Genomic DNA, 22,307 nt, shown 5'->3' on the forward strand with positions numbered 1-22,307 from the left:
ATATCGATACAAGAGGAGAGCTCTTGAGGGCTACTCTTGCTTAAAAGTAAGTAATCAAATTAATTATAACCATGAAAAAACAACTACAAATTTACCGAAAGAGGAGGCTTATACTCTTGATAAGTCTCCTACAAACCTTGTGGGTAACAGCTCAGGTGGCTTTTAGCACTCCTGAAGTCGTTGCCAATGCCTCTGAATTGATAGAAATCCCGATTCGAGTTGACAAGTTTACCAATGCGGTAGGCTTTGAATTAAAAATGCAATTGCCAGAAGAGAAGTTTGAGTTTGTTGCACTGACGAAAGTACATGCGGCACTTAAAAATTTTTCAAACCTAAATTATAGGTATTCAGGTGGAGTGCTGAGTGTCGTTTGGGCTGATACGGGCTTTAAACCCCATACGCTTTCTGAGCAATCAGTATTGTTTTATGTAAAACTCAAGGTGATAACCAAATTAAGAGAGCGCTGGAAATTTACCTTTTTAACTAGTAAAGTAGCGAACGCTCAAGGAGCTCCCATGACGACAGAGACAGCAGGAGGAATGATGACTTTTGGTGCCTGTCAGTTGGCACTGAGTTCACAGGTGGTCGGAGTTGGAAGCAGCTTTAAAATTCCTGTGAGAGCAAAAAACTTTGCGGGAGTAGCAGGGTTTCAGGCAGTTTTTAAATATCCAAAAAATGCATTGAAATTTGAGTCAGTGACGAATTTTCACCGTGATTTAACGGGGATGAGCACTGCTAATTTTTTTGAATTGACACCAGGGGAAGTTCGCGTTGTTTGGGATCAACCACAACTGCTAAATACAGCGATTGACAATGATGAAATACTGTTTGAGTTGTCATTTCAGGCCCGACAATCGGTAGGGGAGTTTCCTTTGGAGGTAGTTGATTTAAAGGTTTTCAACAATCAGGCACAAGAAGAGTTGAGTGCTAACGCTAAGGCGATGATTAAAATCTTAGCATATTTGAAAATATCAGGAACTATCGTAAATGAAGATAATAAACCCTTGCCGAAGTCAACCGTAGTTCTTACTACCGATACTAAAGAAAAGAAGCAGCTCAACAATATTACCGGAACGTTTTTGTTTAACACCTTGCCCGAAAGTGGTGGGACACTTACGGTTCAAAGAGCCTTGGCAATGACCAATGGTATCAATGTGGCTGATATTTTACTGATAAGAAAGTACCTGCTAGGAAAATCTATTGCACTGTCACCCTATAAATTGATCGCAGCTGATACGGATGCTTCCAATGCCATTGATGTGGCAGATATTATCACTCTTCGAAAAGTAATACTGCAAAGACAAGCTGGATTTTCACAAAGTTGGAAGTTTGTTCCTAAAAACTTTGTATTTCCAAATCCCCAAAATCCTTTTGTATCCACCATTCCACATCGAATTGTTATGACACCACTTGATGCTAGTGTTAAGAATCAAGATTTTGTCGGAATTAAAGTGGGAGATGTTAATAACGACCATGTTGTTAACAATAGAGGTGTTGATAAGGTTGTTGAGTTAGGGTTTTTTGAATGTGAAAGTATTGTTGGTGAAGAGTTTAGTGTGTGTTTAAAAGTTGTTGATAACTATGTTGATATCTCTGCTTTTCAGGCTACGTTCTCTTATGATGCTAACGAATTTCACTTTTTGGGCTTAGAATCTGGAGTTTTAAATCGCAGTGATTTGGATTACGAATTGTTAGCGAAAGATCCGGGGAAAGTATCCCTGTTGTACACCGATAATCAGGCTGAGGGGCATAGTCATGGTCGCGGAGTTTCCTTGTTGGCCTTAAAGTTTAAAAGGAAAAGGCCTTTAATGAAAAGCTCTAGGATGGCAATGGAGGGTAGTATTGTTCCTATGATGGCTTTTGACGAGGGCTTGAATCGCCTTAAAATGGATGTTCAAAAGTTGGAAATTTCTCCTTCAAATTCCTCAACACTCCCCCAAATATATCCAAACCCAGGCTCGGTGTTTACCATTGAAGTAAAGGGAAGCACGGGAGAGCAGGTTCGACTAAAATTGATGGATCCTACAGGGAAAGTGGTACTGAACCAAACTTTTGTTTTGGAAATGACAAAAGGAGTAAAGCAATTAGATCTTCGTTTCTTACCGAAAGGCATGTATTTGCTCGAGAGTGAACAAGAAGGACGTAAATCCATACAAAAAATAATAGTGAATTAAGATGAAAAGATATCGAATAATCGTAGTTTTTATCGTGCTATTCTTCTCTTATGAAGGACGTGCACAGCTGGCTCAATGGGCCGTAAATACTGTCAGTGGTACTTCTGTTATCAACGGATTGGCCATGGATGGTAATGGAAATAGTTATACAACCGGACATTATTATTCGGGGATAGTTTTGGAGAAAACACATAGCGGATCTGGTTTTTTTATAGCGAAATACGATGATAAAGGGACGGTAATCTGGTCTCGAGTAGCAGGTAGTGGAAATTCAAGAGGATTGTCAGTAGCCGTAGATGCTACTGGAAATGTATACGCTTCGGGATATTTTCAGACCAGTATCGTTTTTGGAACTGGAAGTTCAAAGGTAAGCTTGAGTACTACCCAGCATTACCGAGCGGGTTTTATGGTTAAGTATGACAAACTCGGAAACTTTATCTGGGCAAAACAGTTTGGAGGTGCTGGAAATAATGAAGGGTTAACAGAACTTGTAGTAGATGCCAATGGAAATTGTTACGTAACTGGAACCAGTGGGAGTCAACCTTTTTTGGCTAAGATTAATCCGTTAAATGGAAGTGTCGTTTGGAGCCGTTCTGATATTCGACCTACAGACATTAGTTCTGACGGAAAGCATTTGTACATCGCTGGTAATTTTTACGCTACGTTGGAGTTAGGACCACATAAAATTGTTTCAGATTCTGGTTTTACCAATATTTATTATGCTAAGTTCACCAATGGAGCCAATTCCGTAGCGTATTTAAAGCATACTCGAATTAGAAGTTCTGGACCAGTGCGCTTGGCAAATGATACCAATGGAAATGGATACATCACTGCGCATCGTTATCATAAGGAATCTTTTTTTGCAGGAGCTGCAGTACCGATAGGGAGTGATTCAGATAATATTTTTATCGCTAAGTACGGGCCCAGTGGAAATGAATTGTGGATTCGAACTGCGGAGGGTGAAGGAAATCCACCTCCTTTTGCAACAGATATCGCTGCCGATACGCAAGGTGTCTATGCAACCGGCTATTTTCATACCAGTTTACGCTTTCCAGGAGGCACGGAATTGAAAGGTGTTAGAACTTCGGTAAACTTATCAAAATCTTATTTAGCAAAGTACAACACTCAAGGAGGTTTTCAATGGGCGAAAGCCTCGGCAGGAATCAGCTCGGAGAATACTTTCCGCTTAGGGACGAATAAAAAAGGGAAGGTGATCATGGCTGGTAGATCACAAGGTCGGGCATCTTTTGATTGTCCGGAGTACAGGTCCGGTGGGCTCTGGGGTTTTAGTGTACAGTATCACGATGCCACGCATCCTTTGGCGGGGAGTACGCCACCAGGATTAGGAACCAAACCTCCAACACCTGGAGCTATTAGTGGAGCTGTCAAGGTGTGTAAAGGGCAAAATGCGGTCACGTATACCGTAGCGGTTGTTGCAGGAGTTAGCAGTTACAAATGGGAATTACCAGCGGGAGCAAGCGTGATTTCAGGAGCGGGGTCAAATAGTATTACCGTTGCTTTTGGATCTGGAGCAACCAGTGGTAATGTGAAGGCGTATACCGTAAATCAGTACTGCCAATCCATACCAGCAACCCTTTTTGTAATCGTGCAAGGAGTTCCTAGTGGAACCGGAATTGTTTCGGGCCCCACCAGTGTGAGTGCAGGTCAATCTGGATTAAAATATGCAGTTACCGGTATTCAACAAGCAGTGAGTTATCAATGGACCTTACCTAGCGGAATGACTGCGGTACCTTCAACTCCTACAAATCAACGTGAGATTACCTTGGTGACAACAGCGGGTTTTACCGGAGGGATACTTAGTGTACAAGCCATCAATGCATGTGGTAAATCGACGCCCAGTAGCATCACTATAGCGGGGGCATCTTATACTATTTCCGGAACGATACGAACACCTAAAGGTACCGTATTGACGGGGGTTCAACTCCAATTACAGTCTTCTGGTTCAAATAGGAATACAACAACAGATGCCAGCGGTTATTCGTTTGCTGGCTTGCCGTCTGAAAAGTATACGGTGAAGCCCAATTACACCACGCCAGTAGCTGGTTGTATTGAGTTTTTCGATTACATCAGTTTGTTAAACCACATCAATAACGGCGGTGTTTTGACAAGTCCATATAAGTTGTTAGCTGCTGATGTAAACGGATCAAAAAGCATTGATATGACAGATGCTAACATTGTTTTACAAGTATTGAATGGCAATGATTTGATTACTAAAAAATGGCAATTTGTACCTGTCAATCACAGTTTTCCTGTGGCTTCAAATCCTTGGTCGGCAGCGATTCCTGAACAACTTGAGTTTAATCCATTGCAAAAGAATGAAACAAATCAATCTTTTATCGGAATTCTTATAGGAGATTTAAATGACTGTAAATAAACGATGATGACAGTACTACTAGACAATGGTCACGGCGGATTGATCAATGGACTTTATCAGACAAAGGGAAAGCAAGTAAGATGGAAGGATAACGAGGTGTTTTACGAGGGCGAATTTAATAGGGCCATCGTCAATGGAATTATGCAGGAGTTGACAAAACTCCAAATTCCCTACATCAATCTGGTACCAGAACATCAGGATATCAGCTTGCGAACACGTGTAAAGAGAGCTAATAACTATGCAGGAATTCCTTGTTTCTATCTCAGTATTCACGCCAATGCGGGGGGAGGTGCAGGAGCAGAGTTTTTTACTTCGCCAGGAGATACTAAAAGCGATGCTATTGCGAGTAGATTTGGTGAAGCTTTTCAACAAGAGTTCCCGAATGATCGCTTGCGAACTGATTATTCAGATGGAGATTTGGATAAAGAAGCGAGGTTCTACGTCCTAACCAAAACTAAGATGCCTGCTGTTTTAACCGAGAGTTTTTTTATGGATAATTATACAGAATACAAAAACTACTTGAGTACTTCGGCAGGAAGAATGCGAATTGTAGACTATCACGTGGCTGCCATTCAACGAATTAATAACGAACTATTTAAAAAAAGATAAACAACTTATGGAAAGAGTACTAAAATTATTAATAGGGCTGTGTTTGGTGTCACTGTTCTGCGCTTGTGACACTATGAAATCAGCGAGTTATGATGCCTATGCTCATAAACAGACCATCGCGATTAAAACCAGTTCTGAGGAATTGATCGATAAAGGAGTATATTCCTATGAATCCTATGAAACAGAAGTGCGAGCCTTGATGAACAAAATTGACAGTTTGATGGTTTATGAGCAACATAAAAAGCATCAAAAAATTTCCCTTTCTATGTGGAAGGTACTCATCGATAAAGATAGAAACCTATTGGGAGGTTATTTAGGACGCTGGAAAAGTAAAGGAAAATTACCAGCGGTCTTTGTCGCAGAGGCAAAAGTACAGATTATGGCAGCTTTTGATGCGTTGATCGCTTATGAAGCTCAAAAAGATGCGAGGAGTAAAGAAGGTGTATTACAGTTAATTTTAAATTGATAGGTAGATGGATTTTGATATGATTTTAAAGGAGTTAAGAGCGGAATTAACAGGTGTGTTGTCTGATAAGTGGAGCGATGTGCAGGAGGATACGCTCAAAGAACTCGACGTTTTTTTATTGGAGAGTAAACAAAAGCTCAAGCGTTGGACTGTGTTACTGGCGATGAAAGAATTGAGTTTGGAGGAGTATGCCTGGCTGGTAAAGAGTCAGAAAAATTTATTACAACTGAATAGCTTACAGCTTTTAGGAGTGCATAAAACCAGTATCGGTCACCTAAAGAATAAACTATTAGGAAAGCTGATTAAGGTGATACAAGCTCAGTTATTGAAAGTCTAGCAAATTGTTGGTCTAAGAAAAAAGGTTGCCAATTGGCAACCTTTTTATTTGATATTTATGAACCCAGCACTGGCTAGGGTTGAAAGTCTTCTTTGCCCAATTGCCAAAACGCAAAGGTGATAAAATCAACGAGTTCTTTATTTCGCTTTTGTTGAGCGGCATCAAAACTGTGCCCACCGTTAAAGTCAACTGACAACAAAGCGGTATTCTCGGGGTGAGCGTCTTGTAATCGAGCGATTAACTTTGATGAATGGCTAACCGGAACTCGGGCATCATTAATTCCAGCGGTTAAATACACAGCTGGGTATCGGGTATTGTTTTGTATTGCGTGATAACTATCCATAGCTCGTAAGGCTAAGAATTCCGTTGAGTCTTTAACACTTCCAAATTCTTTGATATTGTTTTTTCCATTGCGAGAAAATTCTGAACGAAGTGGATTCAATACTCCTGAGCGGATCATTACCGCTGAGTATAGTTCGGGAGCTTCAATAAAGGCACGTCCTACACAAACGCCACCGGCACTTGCCGTCCAAGCCGCTATTTTATTCGGACTGGTATATTTTTGATTGACGAGGTAGCGGGTACAATCAATAAAATCTCTCCACGAATTGGCTTTAGTAGTTTTATATCCGGCTCTTCGCCAAGCATCTCCTTTTTCGCCACCACCGCGCACGTGCGCTTCCGCATAGACGCCTCCTAGTTCTACCCAGTGTTTTAAAATAGGGTACATCAAAGGAGTTCCTGAAAGTCCGTAGGCCCCATAGGAACTGATAAGTACATTGTTTGCTGCGTTCTTTTTGATTCCCTTTTTGTAAATAATCGAAAGTGGTATCAGTGTACCGTCGCGTGCAGGTATTTCAATTTCCTCGATAACTACGTCTTCTATAGCTGTAGGACTGGTTTGTTTAATCAACTCAATTTTATTGAAAGAGTCGGTATTCGCATCGTAATTGTACAGTTCTTTCTTACTTGTCCATCCCTCTGTTTGTAGCCATAGCTTATCAAAACGAGCTCCTTTAGAAAAGATATTGATATAGCCGGAAGATCTAGGGAGATCAATTTTTTGTAAATGCGGAGCGGGCGCCACTACTTTGTACAAGTTGGCTTGCACCCCGTTTTTTGTTTTTACGATATAGAGGCCGTGTTTGGTGAGGGCCATATCAGTGATCGTTTGGTTAGGGTCTTCGGGTACAACAACTGTAGGATTCTCGAAATCGGGATTGCTGAGTGTTGTTTTGCAAAGTTTAAAATTCGAAGCATTTTTAGAACTCAGATAATATAAAGTATCCTCTTTGACTAGGATTTTTTTTATCAAATCGTCTTTAGAAAAAAGAGGTTTCCAACGGATGGTTTTGCCGTAGATGTCCTGAATTGCTGCGTAATAATAATCGTGATAACTGGTAGCGCCAGAGGTCGAGGCAAAAATGTATTGACATTTTTGATCTGGAAGTCTGGTAATGCAAAAATCTTCCTCTTTTATCGGGAAGTTCGAATTCGTTTGTTTTGAAAATATAGGTGTTACCTGATTAGCAGGCGTTCCTAGTTTGTACAATACTGAAGAGGTATTAAGTAGGTAGTTCTTTTCATTTTTGTCAACTACCGGAATGTGTACATAAATGAAGCCTGAGTTATCGGGTAACCAGTTGATTCCAGCTAACTCAGCGGGCCAGTTGTGGGTGAGTGTTTCGGGTGCAACGGTTTTACTTGGAACATCTACAATGACAATTTCTGAAATTTCTTTGTCGGATTCCGTCAATCCGACAGCTACTTTTTTACTATCCCAACTCGGTTTTATATAGTTTAATACGTACTCTTTTTTCTCATGAGTTTTGTAGGTAGCCGGATCAAATAACAGCGATTCATCGGCAGTTAAGGAAGGTCTGAAATAGAGTTTGGCAACAGCATTTTTAGCTTCTTTTTTTAAGTAAAAGAAGCTGCCATTATCACTGATTTTTAATTTGCTAATGCGTGTATTTCCAGCGGTTGAGTTTTCTATTTTTTGCAGTAGTGCTGCGCGTCCTTCAATAGTTTCTAATACAGAGGCTTCCTCTGTTTTTTCTTTGAGCCAAGCCAATAATACCGTATCCTTGAGGTTTTCCATGTACCGGTATGGGTCTTTCATTTGATGACCGTGATATTCATCGATAACCGTAATTTTAGGAGGTTTACTCGATGTGTTCACTGGGGTACAGGAATAAAATAAGAAGAATAAAATGAGGATAAGTAATACACGGGTCATGGGTTGTAGTTTTTCTTTTTTTTAGGGTAATAATAACGAATTAAAACCAATTGTCGTGAGACAATTGGTTTTTTTATGTTTAAGGACGTCGTCTACCGTTTCGAGAATCTCCTGTGTTAATTGGATCATCTTCGTCGTCAATGGTTCCTGAATTTGAACCGGTTCCTCCTTTAATAGCATGTAAGCTTTTGATCTCTGCAATTTGAAATTTTTTAAAGTCTAATACGCGTTTTGTGTTTTTCTGAATTTTCATATTCTAATTGTTTTTTACTGCTGCAAATCTAGGGGATACAAACAGCCTAAAAAAGACAAGTATCTATGAATTTATAAATTTCACGCGTATTTTTTAAGTTTAATCTTCTGGTTCAGAGTTTGTTATTTTTTTTATAAAGAAAGAGGGTTTCAACTTTGTTTTCTTGAAAAAAGCAGTCGAAAATGTCTGTTGACTGCTAAATCCGCACTCTTCTGAAATTGCTTTTATGGTGTATTTTCGAAATTTCGGATCTTGATTTAACCGCTGAATTGCGTAGTCAATTTTTAAGTTATTTAAGTAATTAGAGAAGTTAGAATTTTTTTCTAGGTTGATCACTTTTGACAAATACGAACTGTTTGTATTGAGTTCTTTTGCCAAAGTATTTAAGGTGTATTTTTTCTTAACGAATTTTAGTGAGCTTTCAAATTTCTCTAATTTGGTCAGTATTTGAGTAACGAGCTCTTCTGACAATCCAAGGCTTTCAACTTTTGATGCCGTAATTACAGGTGGAGTGACCTGAGTCTCTTTGTTGTTTTGTTCTTCCATTAATAGGTCGAAACGCTTGTTTAACACATAACTGCGTCGTGAGAAGAAAATAAATAGCCCAGAAAAAATAGTACAGAGCGCAATTAAAATAAAAATATTGTACTGTTTTGAACTGTTTTGTTCTTCCAGTGAGTTGATGAGTTCTTGCTTCGCCTTGAGTAATTCAGGAGTATCATAGTTCTTGACGATGTCAACGTATAAGTTACCGTCCTTGGCCTTGATGAGGCTGTCTACCTCTACGAGTTTGGTCAAGTAGGTCAACTGTTTCTTTTTATTCTTAGAATGCTTGTAATAATCATTCAAATGTCCATAGGCGATTCTTGAATACCTCCTAATAGAGTTGTCTTGCTTGTAAACAGAGTCGATACTGTTCAAGTAATGAATTCCTTGGTCAGGAGTCCCCATTCCTTTGTAAGCATCGTAAATATACAAGTACATGGCGGCGAGATTCGAAGGATCTTCCTTTAAGAGCTTGCAGCCTTTTTGTAAACTGTCAATCGATTGTTGATAAGCACCTTTTTCAAAACTACAAACTCCATGACCTGTTAAAAAATATGGGTAATAGAAATCAGGATTGTTTTTCGATTCTTTAAGTCCCTTATTATAGTACTGAATGGCTTGGTCAAAAAGTTTGTTTTTGGCATAACCATTGGCCAATGCAAAGAGGGATTTAAAGTACTGTTTTTTATAGGTGGTATCTAATTGATTTTCTTTTAGGTATTGATAGTTTTCTTTAAAGATGCTGAGGGCTTCTTCAATTTTATTATTCACACTTTTTAGAAGCCCTACGTAATGCTTGACAATAACTAATTGAATGCGGTTTTCATTTTTTACGGCGAGCTGGTTGGCCTGTAAAAAATTTTCTAGCGCCAACTCATTTTGGCCGTTGTAATAATAATGGATCCCTTTTTGAATGTATCCCAGGGCTGGATAGTTTTTGTTTTGTGTGTTTTTGGTTAATTGGATAATGCTGTCACTGTATTGAAGTGCTGCTTTTTTATGAATGTTAAGCTCTGATAATAAATAGTATCCATTGGCAATTTTAACGGTTGTATTTTCCAGTTTGGCTTTGGCTAAATAGGCTGTTGAAAAACGATTCTTCTGAATGCTATCCATTAGATAAAATTCATTTTTCAGAGTATTTAAATCTGAGTGATAGTGTTTTTGTACTTCCTGTCCTAAGGAAAAAAGAGTACAGTGAAATAGTAGTAAAACGAATAGATTACGCATTGGTGTTTTTTTGTAGGTTATAATAACGGTAAAGGCAACTGTAGCAAACGAGCTCGTGCAATCGTTGTTTATCTCTGAAAATTCGATTGATAAACATATGAATTTGACTACTTAGGTAGTCGTCTAAGGCGATGGCCTCTTCAGACAGCCCAATTTTTAATCGCTGTAGTATTTGTGAGTAGGGTTCATTGTATAATTCGTGCGTTTTTAGAAATTCGAAAGAAGAAATCGAGGCCTTTAGGGTCGAGTTAATATCCTCTTTTAGCTGTTGGTACTTTATGTTGAGTTGTTTTTTTAATTGCTTATCGGCGTTGAATTCATCTTTAAAAGCTTCGAAGTTTTCCTTTGATAAGTTAATCTTGTCGTCCAAAGTATAGCCAAAGGAATTGAGAAGCTCGTCAATCACTTTTAGGCTAATTAAAAATACATGTGTATCATTTGTGAGGTGTTCAAGTACGTTTAAACACAGCTGACTGTTCACAGAAAATACATATTCGGACAATTCAATAGTAGTAGTACCATAGCGTTCCAACTCTCTGTTATAAGTGTCCATCTGTACTTTCCAGATCAAGTCTTTTTGAAAGTAACTGGTGAGTGCTGCAGGAATGCGTTGTTGAAGGTAGTTCCTGTGTTCCGTATTAGGACTGAGAAATCGCAGTCGTAAATGAGGTTGAGGATCTGAATAGCGCAGGTAAAACCATTGGTCAATTCGCTCCTCTTGAGTCAATTCTTGCACCAGAGGTTGAATTTCTTCAACAAGCAATTGATCGGCAGTTCTTTTTCCACAATATATTTTGTAGTACAGCCAATCTTCTCCAGGAAGGTAACTTCTCTTAATCATCGATATCGCTTTTTTTCAAGGTGAATAAAAATTCGTTGGTAAAATGTTCTTTTTCATTTTTTACAGGAGAGCCCTCATGGAATAGGAACTCTTCCAATACAATAGGATTGTTTTTTTTGCCGCTTTCTATCAATATTGCAATACAATCAGGGTGTTCCAGATCGAGGTATAGCGCATGTGCGGGATGTTTCAGTGCTACGTGCTGAACGAGCTTGAGCTTTTTTCGCCAAGCCGCAAACTCAGCACTGAATTCCGTAGAATTTTTAAAAGAAGCTAGGGTTGTTAGTTCTTTGCTACTGATTTTCCATTGAGCCTTGGCTAGGATCGTATTCCTGTAGCTTACACGAGGAAGAAAATCGAAAGTATCACAAGACGATGGCCATTGAAAACCGATATAAGGTAATTTGTTTTGCAGCTCTAAGTCACTTAAGAAATGATAAATAGGCAGGGCTTTGTAGGAGTAATTATGGGCATTCGTGAGTTTGGGAATTACTTCTTTTTGATGTTTTTCAGACCACAGTACCAGCTCGTCATTTTTTAAAGATAACCACAAATCACCTATAGCAAGCTGCCCATCATAAGGAACGGATGGCTTTGCGAGGTAGGGAATTTCATAAGACCTTAGATTCTTTCTTCTCAGTATATTACCCGTTCTCGATTCAGGAAGGTGTACAATTTCTGCGATTATTTTATCTTGTGCAAGCTCCTGTTCTGATTGGTAGATAGCTGCCAATTGCGCATTGATAGCATCATTTGATTCTGAAAATCGGGCAATTAATTTTCCCGCTCCTGTATTGAACCCCTGCAAAAATAGGGTTTCGGTAGCGTTTACAGTGGTTAAGGAGGCAAATGCCGTTAGCGTATCGGGGAGGTACTCTTCTCGGCATTCAAAGTGGCTAAAATCTTTATCCGTTAAGGTAATCTCGTATGCATTTTGCTCCAATGCCTCTTTTAGTTTATTCTCTAATACTCGATCTTGTGGACTTAGGTGTTGATTTGTAAAGGTCTTATGACCTTTAGAAGCTGCCGTCAGATCATTTAAAAACGGAGTTGTCCCAGAAACAGCATCGTTTTGTAGGTATCCGATACCCGATTCGATATCCAGTGCTAGGGCTAGCGGAACCCGACGCGTTTCGTAACGTTCGTAAAAAGCTTTTTTAAAGCGTTGTAGATCTTGATTGGGCTGCCATGTTTCAAGTTTTAGTAATAGGCCTAGCGCTTTCTTTACTTCTTGAAGTTGAGACCTACTAATACTTGCCGATGGCGCTGAAAGTGTAAGGTTGTTTTGAAAGAGGTACTTGGGTTGAAAATTCAACTGCAAAGCACTCAGTGATTCCCGTATAGCGTTGTAAGCAGCGATGTCTGTTCCCATAGTTTTAGCTACAGAGGCAAGTCGGTTTTGAATCGACTTTAAGGCAGTTGTGATAGAGCTGACTCCAGTTAGGGAATCGAGTATTTGGATAATGTTCGCGAGGGGATCATCCCCTGTGATATTGATTTCTAAATTGCTTCTCAGAATTTGATGATCGATTAATAAGTTTAAGAAGGCATCAGATTCTGAAGTTTCAAATCCCCGCTCTGTCAAGAAATTGACGAGTTCGAATTTCTGTTTTCCATCGGCGGCATGACTCAAAATACTTTCTATATCTTCATTGTGACCAATGGCTTCAATGCTGTACTGTTTTTTTTGGTGGTTGCTATTGGTTTCAACATATCTGTAATAATCTCCTAAACGGTACAAGCTCGTATTCGGGTAAAAGGTCAGTTGATTTCTGACGGTCTTTTGTTGAGCAAGCTGTTTGCATAATTCGAATAGGAAATGACTGTCTAAGTTGGTCGATTTTTGATGCTGATGAGGAGGGGGGAGCTCAACGGAATTCTGCGTTCCAATAGTTCCTGTTCCTATGCCTGCAAAAAGACCAAACGGGGTACATCGCGTTGTTGCTCTGATGAGGTATTTTAAAAAGGAGCTTTTGATTTTTTCGAATTTCAAAGCATCTCTCGATTGTAAAATCGTTACAATTTCATTGTAAAATGGAACGGAAGCTAAATACATAGCTTCTTTAAAAATGGGGTCTGCCCATACTTTTTCTAGGTCCGCTATGGTAAAGGTGTGCTCTTGGAGATTTTTGTTTAAGAAATTGAATGGGTAGAGAGGGGTTCGAAAACAAAAGTCTTCCAAAAAATCATAGCGCTGAAAGGGTTTTTTCATGATGTTTTTTGTCTGATTCGATAAATATATAAGATTTAATTTTATTTCAAAAACGGTATGTTGCAAGCAGTTGTTACTAAGGTTTTTAACTTTTTTGGACGCTGTGCTGGATTTACAAATTCAGACTAGCTTTTTATAAAAACCGATTGTGAAAGTTTGAAAATTGCATTTTAAAAGAATTCCTTTGTACTGTGAAAAACAGTAAAAAACAGAAATGAAAAACAGCGAAAATTAAGGTTAGTCATTCAATGTTTTGAATGCAATTCCATCCTAGTTTGTAATCTTCTTTAGCAGAGAATTAATTGCGATGGAAAGTAAAGTGTCCTTGAGTTGTGGACAACTCGAAATGCTATAATTGTTAAGGGGATACAGCAATTCAGGAAAAGAAAGAGTACGTATGTTCTTTTTCGTAGCACACTTAAGGACATTAGATATCCATTGATTTCGCCAGAGGTAGCACTATTCGCTGTTTTTTACTATTTGAAATTTAATTTTCAGCTACTTCTGGCATTTGGATAAACAAACGTAAGTTATTGTTATGTGGTTTATAAACACGTCAACTGTATTTTTTAGAAGGGGGTACTGTGTTGACATTGAGTAAAAAAGTGATCTAGTTTTTAGATCACTTTTTTGTTGTTCCTATTTTGGATAAACTTCTACAGCCAAAGCTTACAACATGTAACAAAATTGCGGTGCTGCCGTCTGCAAGGTAATTGAAACTCCAAGAGGGAATAGGAAGAAATGTATGCTCGTTGCTATTGTGATAGTTAAATTCAATGGAAGTGGTAACGATCACCAAAAATGTATGTGTATTTTGGTAGAAGAGGAAAAGGAGGTAGGTTTTTTTTCTGTTCGGTTGTTATATAACTTCTCCTAGGACAAAACACCTAGTATTCCTCTTGAAAACATTGTAATTTATTGATTAATCACATCGTATGTTTAAAGTCGACATTGCTAATTTTTTAGACCTCCTAGGACTATCGTTTATCGTCCTATTCTGTTTTCTCATTTTTGATCGCAGGAACAAGTTTCAATCGCGCTTGGAAAAGTATTTGATATTCATGTACTTTTTGAGTTTTCTGTTTGAAACCATTGAGCCTTTTGCACCTAAGTACAGTATTTATAAGTATCAATTTTCGGTAGTAGACACCTTCTTGTTTCTCTATTTGATAAAGCTATTTCACTGTTCGCCTTGGCATGTCGCAGTAGTGATTTCCTATTTCTTTGGCATTAATTACTTTTATCAAGCCTCGTACGATTGGGAGTTTACTGTAATTGATTACCTATTTAATTTAGGGTATTTAATGTATTTTTCGCTGAGGTTCCGAGCCTTTATACAACGAGAATCCCTGCGTTTTTACAGTAAAAACAAGTACTTTATTCAGTTTATACAAATGTATTTACTCATTAGCTTCATATACTATGGTATCATTATACTAGGTGATATCGTTACGTATAGCTATGGTAAGCGATTTTCTATTTTTTACCTTATTGAGTCCCTTTTTCAAATCGCGGTATTTATTCTGTGTTTGCGCTACTTCGTATTCCATCGTCCTGTGTTTGCTTTTGTACCGGTAGCGGTTCCTGAAAAAAACAGAGAAATTAAAGGACAGAAAGAAGAAGCATATGCTTCGTCGAGCTTGGAAGAAAGAGAAGATTTCGAGACTTTGAAGCGCAGTGTAGTAGTCCAAGCAATGCACAGAAGTCCTAAATTGACCATCCAGGAGCTCGCAAGTTTGCTCGACAAACATCCCAAGCAGGTTTCTAGATTGATCAACACCTATACCGATGGAAATTTTAATGACTTTATTAATAAACTTCGCGTGGATGATTTTAAAGTACTGGTCCTTGAACCTGCATATCAAAATTATTCCATTTTAGGTATTGCAAAAGAAGTGGGCTTCAGCTCCAAGTCGACCTTCTATAAAGCCTTTAAAAAATTCGAAGGGATGAGTCCAAGTGAATATGTTGAAGGCACTCTTCAAAACTAATACCTAGTCAATTTGTAAGTATTCCAATTTTTCGCAAGAGCGTATATAGCGGCCTAGCTCAACATGGATTTGGTTCGTTGAGATTTCCGTATTCAAGGCTGTGAGTTTCGTTTTTGGAAAGTGCTTGATTTACAGGTTTTTGTAGGGGTCTTAAAATACGAATATAGGACGTCTGCTACTTGACACCACTGCCATAAGCTCCTATGTTTGCTACATGTTTTCACGCTCATGACAGGCATTGAGGAAAGTGAATTTTAAGACACTTTTTTGGGGTCATGGCACATAGGGAAAAGTTCCTATAAGAGAAAAAGAAGGCATTCTTAAGAATGCAAAAAATACCTCAGGTATTTCGGCTATAACTCGAAACTTTGTCGTTTTGAGAACACCTGTATTTGTAAAATAGTGATCCCGTAGTGGGATTAAATTTTTGTACGTTCCAATCGAGCGCATCAGCACTGTTGTATAACAATATTGTAAGCAATAACAAATCAGTAGGGGTTACTGATGAAGGTGCGCTCTGATTGGTAAGTAAACCTCCAAAAACTAATTTACAATTCGCAACTAACACGAGGTCTTTGTGTAGGCACTCCGTGTTATGAATGTAAGAACTTCATATTATTTAATTCAAAAATCAATCTGTATGAGTAAGAAAGATGTTTTTTTACTCCTTGTACTTCTTGTTGCCTTTCTTAAAATGGAAGGTCAAGTAGATGTAAAAAAGGATGTTAATGCGGCCACTTATGTTGGCTATGAGCGAGATATATACGTGTTAAAAGACGGGATGTACCTGCGTTATGACATTGGAACAGACCGGCCGAAATCGGGAGGTGTCTTTGAAGAGAATTTTGCCTTGCAAGGAAAAGAGGCATTTCATAAAGGCGTTCAAGCAGCGTCTTATGTAGGCGCAGGTAGAGATATGTACCTGTTTCAGGGTACAGCGTATTTGCGGTATGATGTTGGAGCCGATAAAGTAGTGTCAGGAGGTAATATTGCTAAGAGCTTTGCACTAAATGCTCATCCGAAATTCCACGCGAATATTGATGCCGCTTGCTATGTAGGTGCCGGACGTGATATGTATTTGTTTAAGGGAACCGACTATATCCGCTACGATATCGGTAAGGATAGGGTGGTTTCTGGAGGAAGTATTCAGCAGAACTTTGCACTTGCTGGCTATCCTGATTTTCACGCCAATATTGATGCGGCCTGTTATGTAGGTGCCGGTAGGGATATTTATTTGTTCAAAGGTGAAAAATACTTGCGTTACGATATCGGAAAGGACCGAGTAGTTTCGCAGGGAAGCATACGAACGAGTTTTAATTTGTTTTATACGGGGAGCTTTAATGCGGCTCGTTGGATGACCGACAGTTACTCGTATTTAAAAGACAAAAAGTTAAATGAAATCTTAATGACTGGGAGTCACAATGCCATGTATGTAAATAATGTAAACAATTTTTGTGACGTTCAGGCTATTCCTCTCAACCAACAGTTTAGTTGGGGTGGTGCTCGTTATTTTGATATCCGGGTCAAATTGGAGAAGTTGTCTGGCGGTCATGCCTTGAGTGGATTCCACGGGAACGAATTTATATGTAGGACGGAGCCTATTGATTTTCACGCTGTTTTTGGAGACTTAAAAAAGCAACTTAACAATTCTAAGGAACTCGTGATTTTGCACATTAAGCAAATGCGTCAAAAAGGTTTTTCGAATACAGATAAAGCCGCCGAATTTTTAGGACAGTTATTTGCCAATGGTCTTGGGTATGCAACAATTATCCGACCTTCAGAAGTACCTAAGGGGCTGTATGCCTATACGTATGAGGAATTGCTCCAACGAGGTAATGTTATTATTGTGTCGGAGTACGAGGATACCAAAGGATTGAGTTTTTACAACCGCCCTAGAGATGCTAATAACATAGGGAAATTTTTAGGTTTTCCTTTTGTGAGTGATACTTCTTCAGATGATGTGGCAGAAGAATACCAACGTAAATTTCTTCCACAAACCACCACACCTCAGGTTCCACTTGTTGTTGGACACAGCGGATCCGGAATTTTGTTAAAAACGGGTGCCATACGCTTTAATAAAAATTTCTATCAAAATTATATGACAAAGTGGGTCAATGCCGGATATCACTGGATTCATTCTATTGATTTTGTCGGTTGGGATCAAGGATGGTCAAGAAAAATCGCAGAAGGGCTCATGCAGGCTAATATTCAACGAGCGCGCACCGCTTCAAGAGGAGGGCAATCGATCCGAACTCTCGTGAAGAGCGCAGGTACTCCGGTGAGTTTTCGCGTGGGGAAATCGGCCCAAGGAAAGGGCGAATTGACAATTTACAACAGTAGAGGACAAGTGGTTTTTACGGAGGAAGTCACCGTCGATAAAGGAGAAGTTTCCTTGACCATGACTCAATGGCGTTCACTGAAGTCAGGCTTGTATTTTATACGCATACGTACGAACAAACACCTAAGCAATCACAAAATTTACATTTATTAGTTTATGAAAGATATCAAATTAACAACAGCACTTGGCGTGATGACCATGTGGTGTACAACGCTCAGTTATGGACAAATCTCATTTAAAGAATCACTAGATGCTTCTGCGTATATCGGAGTAGGAAGAGATATGTATGCATGGCAAAATGATACCTATTTAAGGTATGATATAGCTAAGGATAAAACAACCTCAGGCGGGGTGTTTTCCAAAAATTTTAGTGTAGCTACACATCCAGACTTTCACAAAAAGGCTGATGCTGCCACTTATGTAGGTAGTGGAAGAGATTTTTACTTATTTAAAGGTTCAGCGTATTTGCGCTATGACTTATCAAAGGAGCGCGTGGTTTCGGGAGGAAACATAGCCAAAAACTTCAGTTTGTCGTCAAAACCTTACTTCCATAAAGATATCGACGCTGCTTGTTACGTAGGGGCAGGACGCGATTTTTACCTGTTTAAAGGGAATCAATATTTGAGATATGATCTCGCTACTGAAAAAGTGGTTTCAGGGGGAAGTATTAAGGATAGTTTTGCATTAAACGATCATCCTGACTTTCACGAAAATTTGGATGCCGCTTGTTATGTCGGAGCCGGAAGAGACATCTATTTATTTAAAGGAACCAAATACCTGCGCTACGATATAGCGAAGGATAAGGTAGTATCGTCCGGTACGCTAGAAGGTGGATTTGCCATGAAATTACCCAAACCCTTATCGGAAATGACCCGATACGAAATTTTGCAGCGCTATGCTCCAGTATTTCATCATCAAATGGAATTATCAGATGATTTGTATGAAGGACAAGATTTAATCGTGGCGGTGGATCAGGATTTGAATTGGGGAACTTATGACGATGATAACGATGTTTGGGCCGCTGGGAGTCATTGGCCGAGAACCACCTTGGCGCGAAGTTTGGCAGCAGCAAAAAGCAGTTCGGAACACGATGTGACTCCAGTAATTTATGCGTCTTTTCAGGAGTTAAAAGATTTTTACCTATGTAAATACGCAGTGTACCATACGTATAATGAGTTGGTAGGTGCCGCTGGAGATCACCTGAACGATATGGAGGTTGTGGAAGTATTGATAGATAAAGGAGGAACGGTAAAAGGAGCCCTCTCTACGATTCACGGAACTACCGGATGGGCAACGCCTTGGGCCAGTGATGATGATATGGACGATTTTGACACGTATGCTAACGAAACGTACACATTGCACCTGTGGGATGGAACCCACCCAATTATGTGGATTTTAGGAAATAGTGCCAAGCTGTTTAATTTGAACCGTAAAGACTACGGTCATGCTATTTTTCCGCAAAATGAATGGAATGCCTTACACGGAAAGGGAATTTCTTATTATCCAGCAGGTACTGGTGGGCAAAAAGTACTGCGTGCAGAGGTTGCCTCGAGTATCGGGACGTTTTTATCCAACTGGCACTACAGTTCTGAAGCGAGGTATTTGTTAGTGCCTATTGAAGAATTATTGATCAAAAATCAGATGAGTACAGGGCTTGATAAAATGTATCAAACCGGGCAAAGTATGAGTACCTGGAGTGGACGTTTTTGGGGAACAGGATATTATAATTACGCAGATGTGGGTAGCGCATCCAAAGCAAATGACGTTCGTTATCGCTACAACGATTCGTACGGAGGTCCCGACTTAAACCCGAGCATCGTTTACGACCCCAGTGAAGCCAAGGGGGTAAACCATCCGCTTTTTAGTAAAGTTTCGTATGGCGGTTTGGGTAAAGGAATCAAGGATATTTCTGGATTTCACAGAGATCGTTATGCTAATATTATTGGAAGTGGAGCCTTTTCCAAGTCGGGAGGTCCTGATTTGCTGTCATTCCGTAAACTGAATGTCCCTTTTCAAGAAGGCTTGAGTTTAGCAACTAAAGTAACGCGCGTTGGTAAGTTACACTTGCGCAACAATTGGTTTTCGAATCCGTACAATGCCGTGTATGAGAACGGTACTGGGCCTACAGCAGGAGTTATGTTACGTGCATCAGACGCAGCCAATGCAAACTTCATATACATTGCCTTGGCGCCCGAAGAAAATCAGTTGGTACTGTTTACGAGGAAAAATGGGAAGCTCGAATTGACCAAAGAACGAGTGCTTGTACCGAGTAATAAGCAAACAGCGAGTTTGCACGAGCGCTTTATTTCTCTCTATGTAAAAAACAATCAGATTGAAGCGAAATTAGATACTGAGGTACTCAAGCGTTTCGATATTGCTGACTTTGGGTTTGGAGCTTCGGCCTTTATGGCGCTCGTGACGCAAAGTGATGTGAACAACGCTAAAAATTACTACTGGACCAACGCTGAATATCAAGATATTCAAGTTGTATACAACTCGAGACGTACGGCAACAACGAAGCGACCTAAATTAGAAAATCGTAGGAAATCGGTTACGAAATTGTATCCAAATCCGGCCTTTGAAGCTGTTGAACTGAGTTTTGAAAGTGCTTCAGAAGAGACCGTAACACTAGAAGTATTCAGTATTCAAGGGAAACGCGTAGTCACACAGAAGGTACAAACCAAACGTGGCGCTAATACCTTAAAGTTGAATATTAGTAGTTTAAAAAGTGGTATTTACCTCATTAAACTCAAAGGAAAGTGGTTGTCACAAAAATTACTCGTACCGTAACGGAGTGTTATATGCATCGAGTTTTAATGGATGAGAAAGCCGAACGATTTCGTTCGGCTTTTGTGGTTTAGGACTTTGTTTTTTTATAGATAAATTCGATGAGAAAGCATCCTGTAATTATCGAAAATGCCACGATAACCCCAGTGCTGTTAGTAGCCAACGATTGACTAATCAAAACGATTAACGCAATGGTACAGGCTATAAAACCGATCAGTGGAATTAGGCGATTCCCACCAACTTCCCTGTGTAATTTAAATCCTACTAAATTGACGATGGCAAATATTAAAAGAAAACCGACACTACCTGCCGTTGAAATGCTTTCCAATTGCAATAAATTAGCCAAGAGTAGGGTACTGATGGCTGTGATTAAGAGGCCTATGGGTTGTCCCCAAAGCTGGCTCGTTAACTGATGAGGTAACTCATCGTCTTCCGCAATTTCATAACTCACTTTGCTACCTCCGTATAGGGAAGCATTGATCGCTGAAAATGTAGAAATGAGCGCTGCGATGGTAATCACTGTAAAGCCCAATTTCCCTAACATGGGTTTTGCGGCTTCAGCCAATACGTAATCTTGTGCGGTAGCAATGCTGCTAAAAGGCAATGACCCTACAGTAACAACGGCGATGATTAGGTATAAGAGTATCACAAAAATTACCGAGTAGTAATAGGCTCGAGGGATGTTTTTTTCAGGGTTTTCAATGTCAGGAGCTGCATTTGCGATAAGCTCAAAGCCTTCGTAGGCAACAAATATCACCATTCCTCCAGTCAAGAGTTTAAGGGGGGATTCCCAATGGCTTACCGCTAACTGTGCTACATTCGGGTTGCCCAACAATCCATAGGCTCCAATACCGATAAAAGCGAGTAAAATAATCAATTTGATCACTACGGCATAAGCTTCTATAGCGCTGACAACCTTGATGCTGTAGTAGTTGATTGCGGTAGCAATGACTATGATAAGACTGGTATAAATGTGAAAATCTATTGTAGGGTTGAAGAGGGTAAACAGGTTGGGAGCATAGGAGCCAAAGGCAGAGGCATACAGTGCTAACATGATGATATAGCTGACCCACAGGAGGTTGTTAATTCCTCCGCTAAAGGTACTCCGTCCAAATCCTTGATTTACAAATCGAACGGTACCGCCTTGGTCAGGGTACCGTTGGGAGAGTTTTACATAACTGTAAGAGGTGAGCAAGGCTAGTAGTCCGGCAATTAAAAAGGCAATTGGAGTTCCTCCTTGAGCGAGTGAAACTGCCAAACCTAATACCGCGAAGATACCACCACCAACCATACCTCCAATACCGATAGACATGGCTTCTTTAAGTCCGATTTTTTTTCGCATATAGATGTTTTAGTGAATAGGTCTGTTTTTTTTCCATTTTCGTACACGAGTGCGCGCATTTTTGTAGGGAGAGGCCGTGTTAAGTTGAATCATCCTCCCTTGTGACCATTGTTTATACCAGCCCGGTTGATACAGTAATTCAGGATCGCTGTTGTTAATAAGAGCTATTAAAGCTGTAACCGTTTGCTGAAATTCGATTAATTGTTCGGAGTAAGAGCCCGTTTGGTGGTCAGCGTAAAATTTTTGAGCGAGCAGTCCCAATTCATTCCATTGAAAACCACTTTCAGGAAAATCTACAGGTTCGTTGTTTTCCTTTTTCCGATGCCATTTAAGTACGAGTTTTCCCCAGCCTATTAAATAGGCTACCAGATCGCGAATACTCATAACACTGTCTTTTCGGTGTCCTGGAAGTTCTGGTAAGTCCGCATCTTCAGGGGTAATTGATTCGAGATCGGAGAGAAGTTTCGAATAGCTGGTAGTAATAGCAGTTAGCAGTTCGTCTTTGTTGGTAGGAATGGGCATGCCGTTGTTTTTATCAGGGGATTTA

General features: G+C 39.6%; 15 protein-coding genes. 8 read left to right on the top strand and 7 right to left on the bottom strand.

The window, feature by feature from the left end; all coding sequences use genetic code 11:
* Window positions 1–71 precede the first annotated feature (71 nt).
* From ACKTS5_RS03775 to ACKTS5_RS03795, 5 genes are read left to right on the top strand one after another with little or no spacing between them, the layout of a single operon-like run.
* Entirely contained in the window at window positions 72–2,174 is a 2,103-nt protein-coding gene (locus ACKTS5_RS03775; protein WP_408042506.1) for a cohesin domain-containing protein, read from the top strand.
* 1 nt (window position 2,175) lies between these two features.
* Complete coding sequence (locus ACKTS5_RS03780) at window positions 2,176–4,569, top strand: hypothetical protein (RefSeq protein WP_408042507.1); 2,394 nt, start codon at window positions 2,176–2,178, stop codon at window positions 4,567–4,569.
* Window positions 4,570–4,572: 3 nt separating this feature from the next.
* Complete coding sequence (locus tag ACKTS5_RS03785; protein WP_408042508.1) at window positions 4,573–5,178, top strand: N-acetylmuramoyl-L-alanine amidase; 606 nt, start codon at window positions 4,573–4,575, stop codon at window positions 5,176–5,178.
* Window positions 5,179–5,185: 7 nt separating this feature from the next.
* On the top strand, window positions 5,186–5,644 hold the full coding sequence (locus tag ACKTS5_RS03790) for a hypothetical protein (protein WP_408042509.1): 459 nt from the start codon (window positions 5,186–5,188) through the stop codon (window positions 5,642–5,644).
* 7 nt (window positions 5,645–5,651) lie between these two features.
* Window positions 5,652–5,981, top strand: coding sequence for a hypothetical protein (locus tag ACKTS5_RS03795; protein ID WP_408042510.1), 330 nt, complete (start codon window positions 5,652–5,654; stop codon window positions 5,979–5,981).
* Window positions 5,982–6,054: 73 nt separating this feature from the next.
* Here the strand turns inward: ACKTS5_RS03795 and ACKTS5_RS03800 are convergent, their stop codons facing one another.
* The 5 genes from ACKTS5_RS03800 to ACKTS5_RS03820 all read right to left on the bottom strand — a co-directional run bounded on the left by ACKTS5_RS03800 (window position 6,055) and on the right by ACKTS5_RS03820 (window position 13,302).
* The gene (locus ACKTS5_RS03800; RefSeq protein ID WP_408042511.1) at window positions 6,055–8,220 is read right to left on the bottom strand and encodes a prolyl oligopeptidase family serine peptidase; all 2,166 of its coding nucleotides are present in this window, start codon (window positions 8,218–8,220) and stop codon (window positions 6,055–6,057) included.
* A 79-nt stretch (window positions 8,221–8,299) separates the two neighbouring features.
* Complete coding sequence (locus tag ACKTS5_RS03805) at window positions 8,300–8,473, bottom strand: hypothetical protein (RefSeq protein ID WP_408042512.1); 174 nt, start codon at window positions 8,471–8,473, stop codon at window positions 8,300–8,302.
* 99 nt (window positions 8,474–8,572) lie between these two features.
* Window positions 8,573–10,135, bottom strand: coding sequence for a helix-turn-helix domain-containing protein (locus tag ACKTS5_RS03810; protein ID WP_408042513.1), 1,563 nt, complete (start codon window positions 10,133–10,135; stop codon window positions 8,573–8,575).
* A gap of 106 nt (window positions 10,136–10,241) precedes the next feature.
* Window positions 10,242–11,090 (bottom strand): thiopeptide-type bacteriocin biosynthesis protein, encoded by an 849-nt coding sequence (locus ACKTS5_RS03815; RefSeq protein ID WP_408042514.1) that lies wholly within the window; start codon window positions 11,088–11,090, stop codon window positions 10,242–10,244.
* Window positions 11,083–13,302, bottom strand: coding sequence for a lantibiotic dehydratase family protein (locus tag ACKTS5_RS03820; RefSeq protein WP_408042515.1), 2,220 nt, complete (start codon window positions 13,300–13,302; stop codon window positions 11,083–11,085). Before ACKTS5_RS03820 ends, ACKTS5_RS03815 begins: the two co-directional genes overlap by 8 nt.
* Window positions 13,303–14,237: 935 nt before the next feature.
* Here ACKTS5_RS03820 and ACKTS5_RS03825 point away from each other — a divergent pair.
* The 3 genes from ACKTS5_RS03825 to ACKTS5_RS03835 all read left to right on the top strand — a co-directional run bounded on the left by ACKTS5_RS03825 (window position 14,238) and on the right by ACKTS5_RS03835 (window position 20,421).
* Window positions 14,238–15,293, top strand: a complete 1,056-nt coding sequence (locus tag ACKTS5_RS03825; protein WP_408042516.1) for a helix-turn-helix domain-containing protein — start codon at window positions 14,238–14,240, stop codon at window positions 15,291–15,293.
* Between the two features lie 640 nt (window positions 15,294–15,933).
* Window positions 15,934–17,784 (top strand): T9SS type A sorting domain-containing protein, encoded by a 1,851-nt coding sequence (locus ACKTS5_RS03830; protein WP_408042517.1) that lies wholly within the window; start codon window positions 15,934–15,936, stop codon window positions 17,782–17,784.
* A gap of 3 nt (window positions 17,785–17,787) precedes the next feature.
* Window positions 17,788–20,421: a T9SS type A sorting domain-containing protein gene (locus tag ACKTS5_RS03835; protein ID WP_408042518.1), complete on the top strand. Its 2,634-nt coding sequence runs from the start codon at window positions 17,788–17,790 to the stop codon at window positions 20,419–20,421.
* Between the two features lie 67 nt (window positions 20,422–20,488).
* Here the strand turns inward: ACKTS5_RS03835 and ACKTS5_RS03840 are convergent, their stop codons facing one another.
* Both ACKTS5_RS03840 and ACKTS5_RS03845 read right to left on the bottom strand, forming a co-directional pair.
* Window positions 20,489–21,760 carry an APC family permease gene (locus ACKTS5_RS03840; protein ID WP_408042519.1) on the bottom strand — a complete coding sequence of 424 codons (1,272 nt, stop codon included), beginning with the start codon at window positions 21,758–21,760 and terminating at the stop codon, window positions 20,489–20,491.
* Between the two features lie 9 nt (window positions 21,761–21,769).
* The gene (locus ACKTS5_RS03845) at window positions 21,770–22,282 is read right to left on the bottom strand and encodes a ClbS/DfsB family four-helix bundle protein (RefSeq protein ID WP_408042520.1); all 513 of its coding nucleotides are present in this window, start codon (window positions 22,280–22,282) and stop codon (window positions 21,770–21,772) included.
* Between the last annotated feature and the right edge of the window lie 25 nt (window positions 22,283–22,307).

Source organism: Tenacibaculum litopenaei (genome assembly GCF_964514025.1).
Lineage (GTDB): Bacteria > Bacteroidota > Bacteroidia > Flavobacteriales > Flavobacteriaceae > Polaribacter > Polaribacter litopenaei.

Bases quoted from the DNA above. Each gene is read 5' to 3' on its own strand.
- ACKTS5_RS03775 (WP_408042506.1), top strand. From the start codon at position 72: ATGAAAAAACAACTACAAATTTACCGAAAGAGGAGGCTTATACTCTTG.
- ACKTS5_RS03780 (WP_408042507.1), top strand. From the start codon at position 2,176: ATGAAAAGATATCGAATAATCGTAGTTTTTATCGTGCTATTCTTCTCT.
- ACKTS5_RS03785 (WP_408042508.1), top strand. From the start codon at position 4,573: ATGATGACAGTACTACTAGACAATGGTCACGGCGGATTGATCAATGGA.
- ACKTS5_RS03790 (WP_408042509.1), top strand. From the start codon at position 5,186: ATGGAAAGAGTACTAAAATTATTAATAGGGCTGTGTTTGGTGTCACTG.
- ACKTS5_RS03795 (WP_408042510.1), top strand. From the start codon at position 5,652: ATGGATTTTGATATGATTTTAAAGGAGTTAAGAGCGGAATTAACAGGT.
- ACKTS5_RS03800 (WP_408042511.1), bottom strand. From the start codon at position 8,220: ATGACCCGTGTATTACTTATCCTCATTTTATTCTTCTTATTTTATTCC.
- ACKTS5_RS03805 (WP_408042512.1), bottom strand. From the start codon at position 8,473: ATGAAAATTCAGAAAAACACAAAACGCGTATTAGACTTTAAAAAATTT.
- ACKTS5_RS03810 (WP_408042513.1), bottom strand. From the start codon at position 10,135: ATGGATAGCATTCAGAAGAATCGTTTTTCAACAGCCTATTTAGCCAAA.
- ACKTS5_RS03815 (WP_408042514.1), bottom strand. From the start codon at position 11,090: ATGATTAAGAGAAGTTACCTTCCTGGAGAAGATTGGCTGTACTACAAA.
- ACKTS5_RS03820 (WP_408042515.1), bottom strand. From the start codon at position 13,302: ATGAAAAAACCCTTTCAGCGCTATGATTTTTTGGAAGACTTTTGTTTT.
- ACKTS5_RS03825 (WP_408042516.1), top strand. From the start codon at position 14,238: ATGTTTAAAGTCGACATTGCTAATTTTTTAGACCTCCTAGGACTATCG.
- ACKTS5_RS03830 (WP_408042517.1), top strand. From the start codon at position 15,934: ATGAGTAAGAAAGATGTTTTTTTACTCCTTGTACTTCTTGTTGCCTTT.
- ACKTS5_RS03835 (WP_408042518.1), top strand. From the start codon at position 17,788: ATGAAAGATATCAAATTAACAACAGCACTTGGCGTGATGACCATGTGG.
- ACKTS5_RS03840 (WP_408042519.1), bottom strand. From the start codon at position 21,760: ATGCGAAAAAAAATCGGACTTAAAGAAGCCATGTCTATCGGTATTGGA.
- ACKTS5_RS03845 (WP_408042520.1), bottom strand. From the start codon at position 22,282: ATGCCCATTCCTACCAACAAAGACGAACTGCTAACTGCTATTACTACC.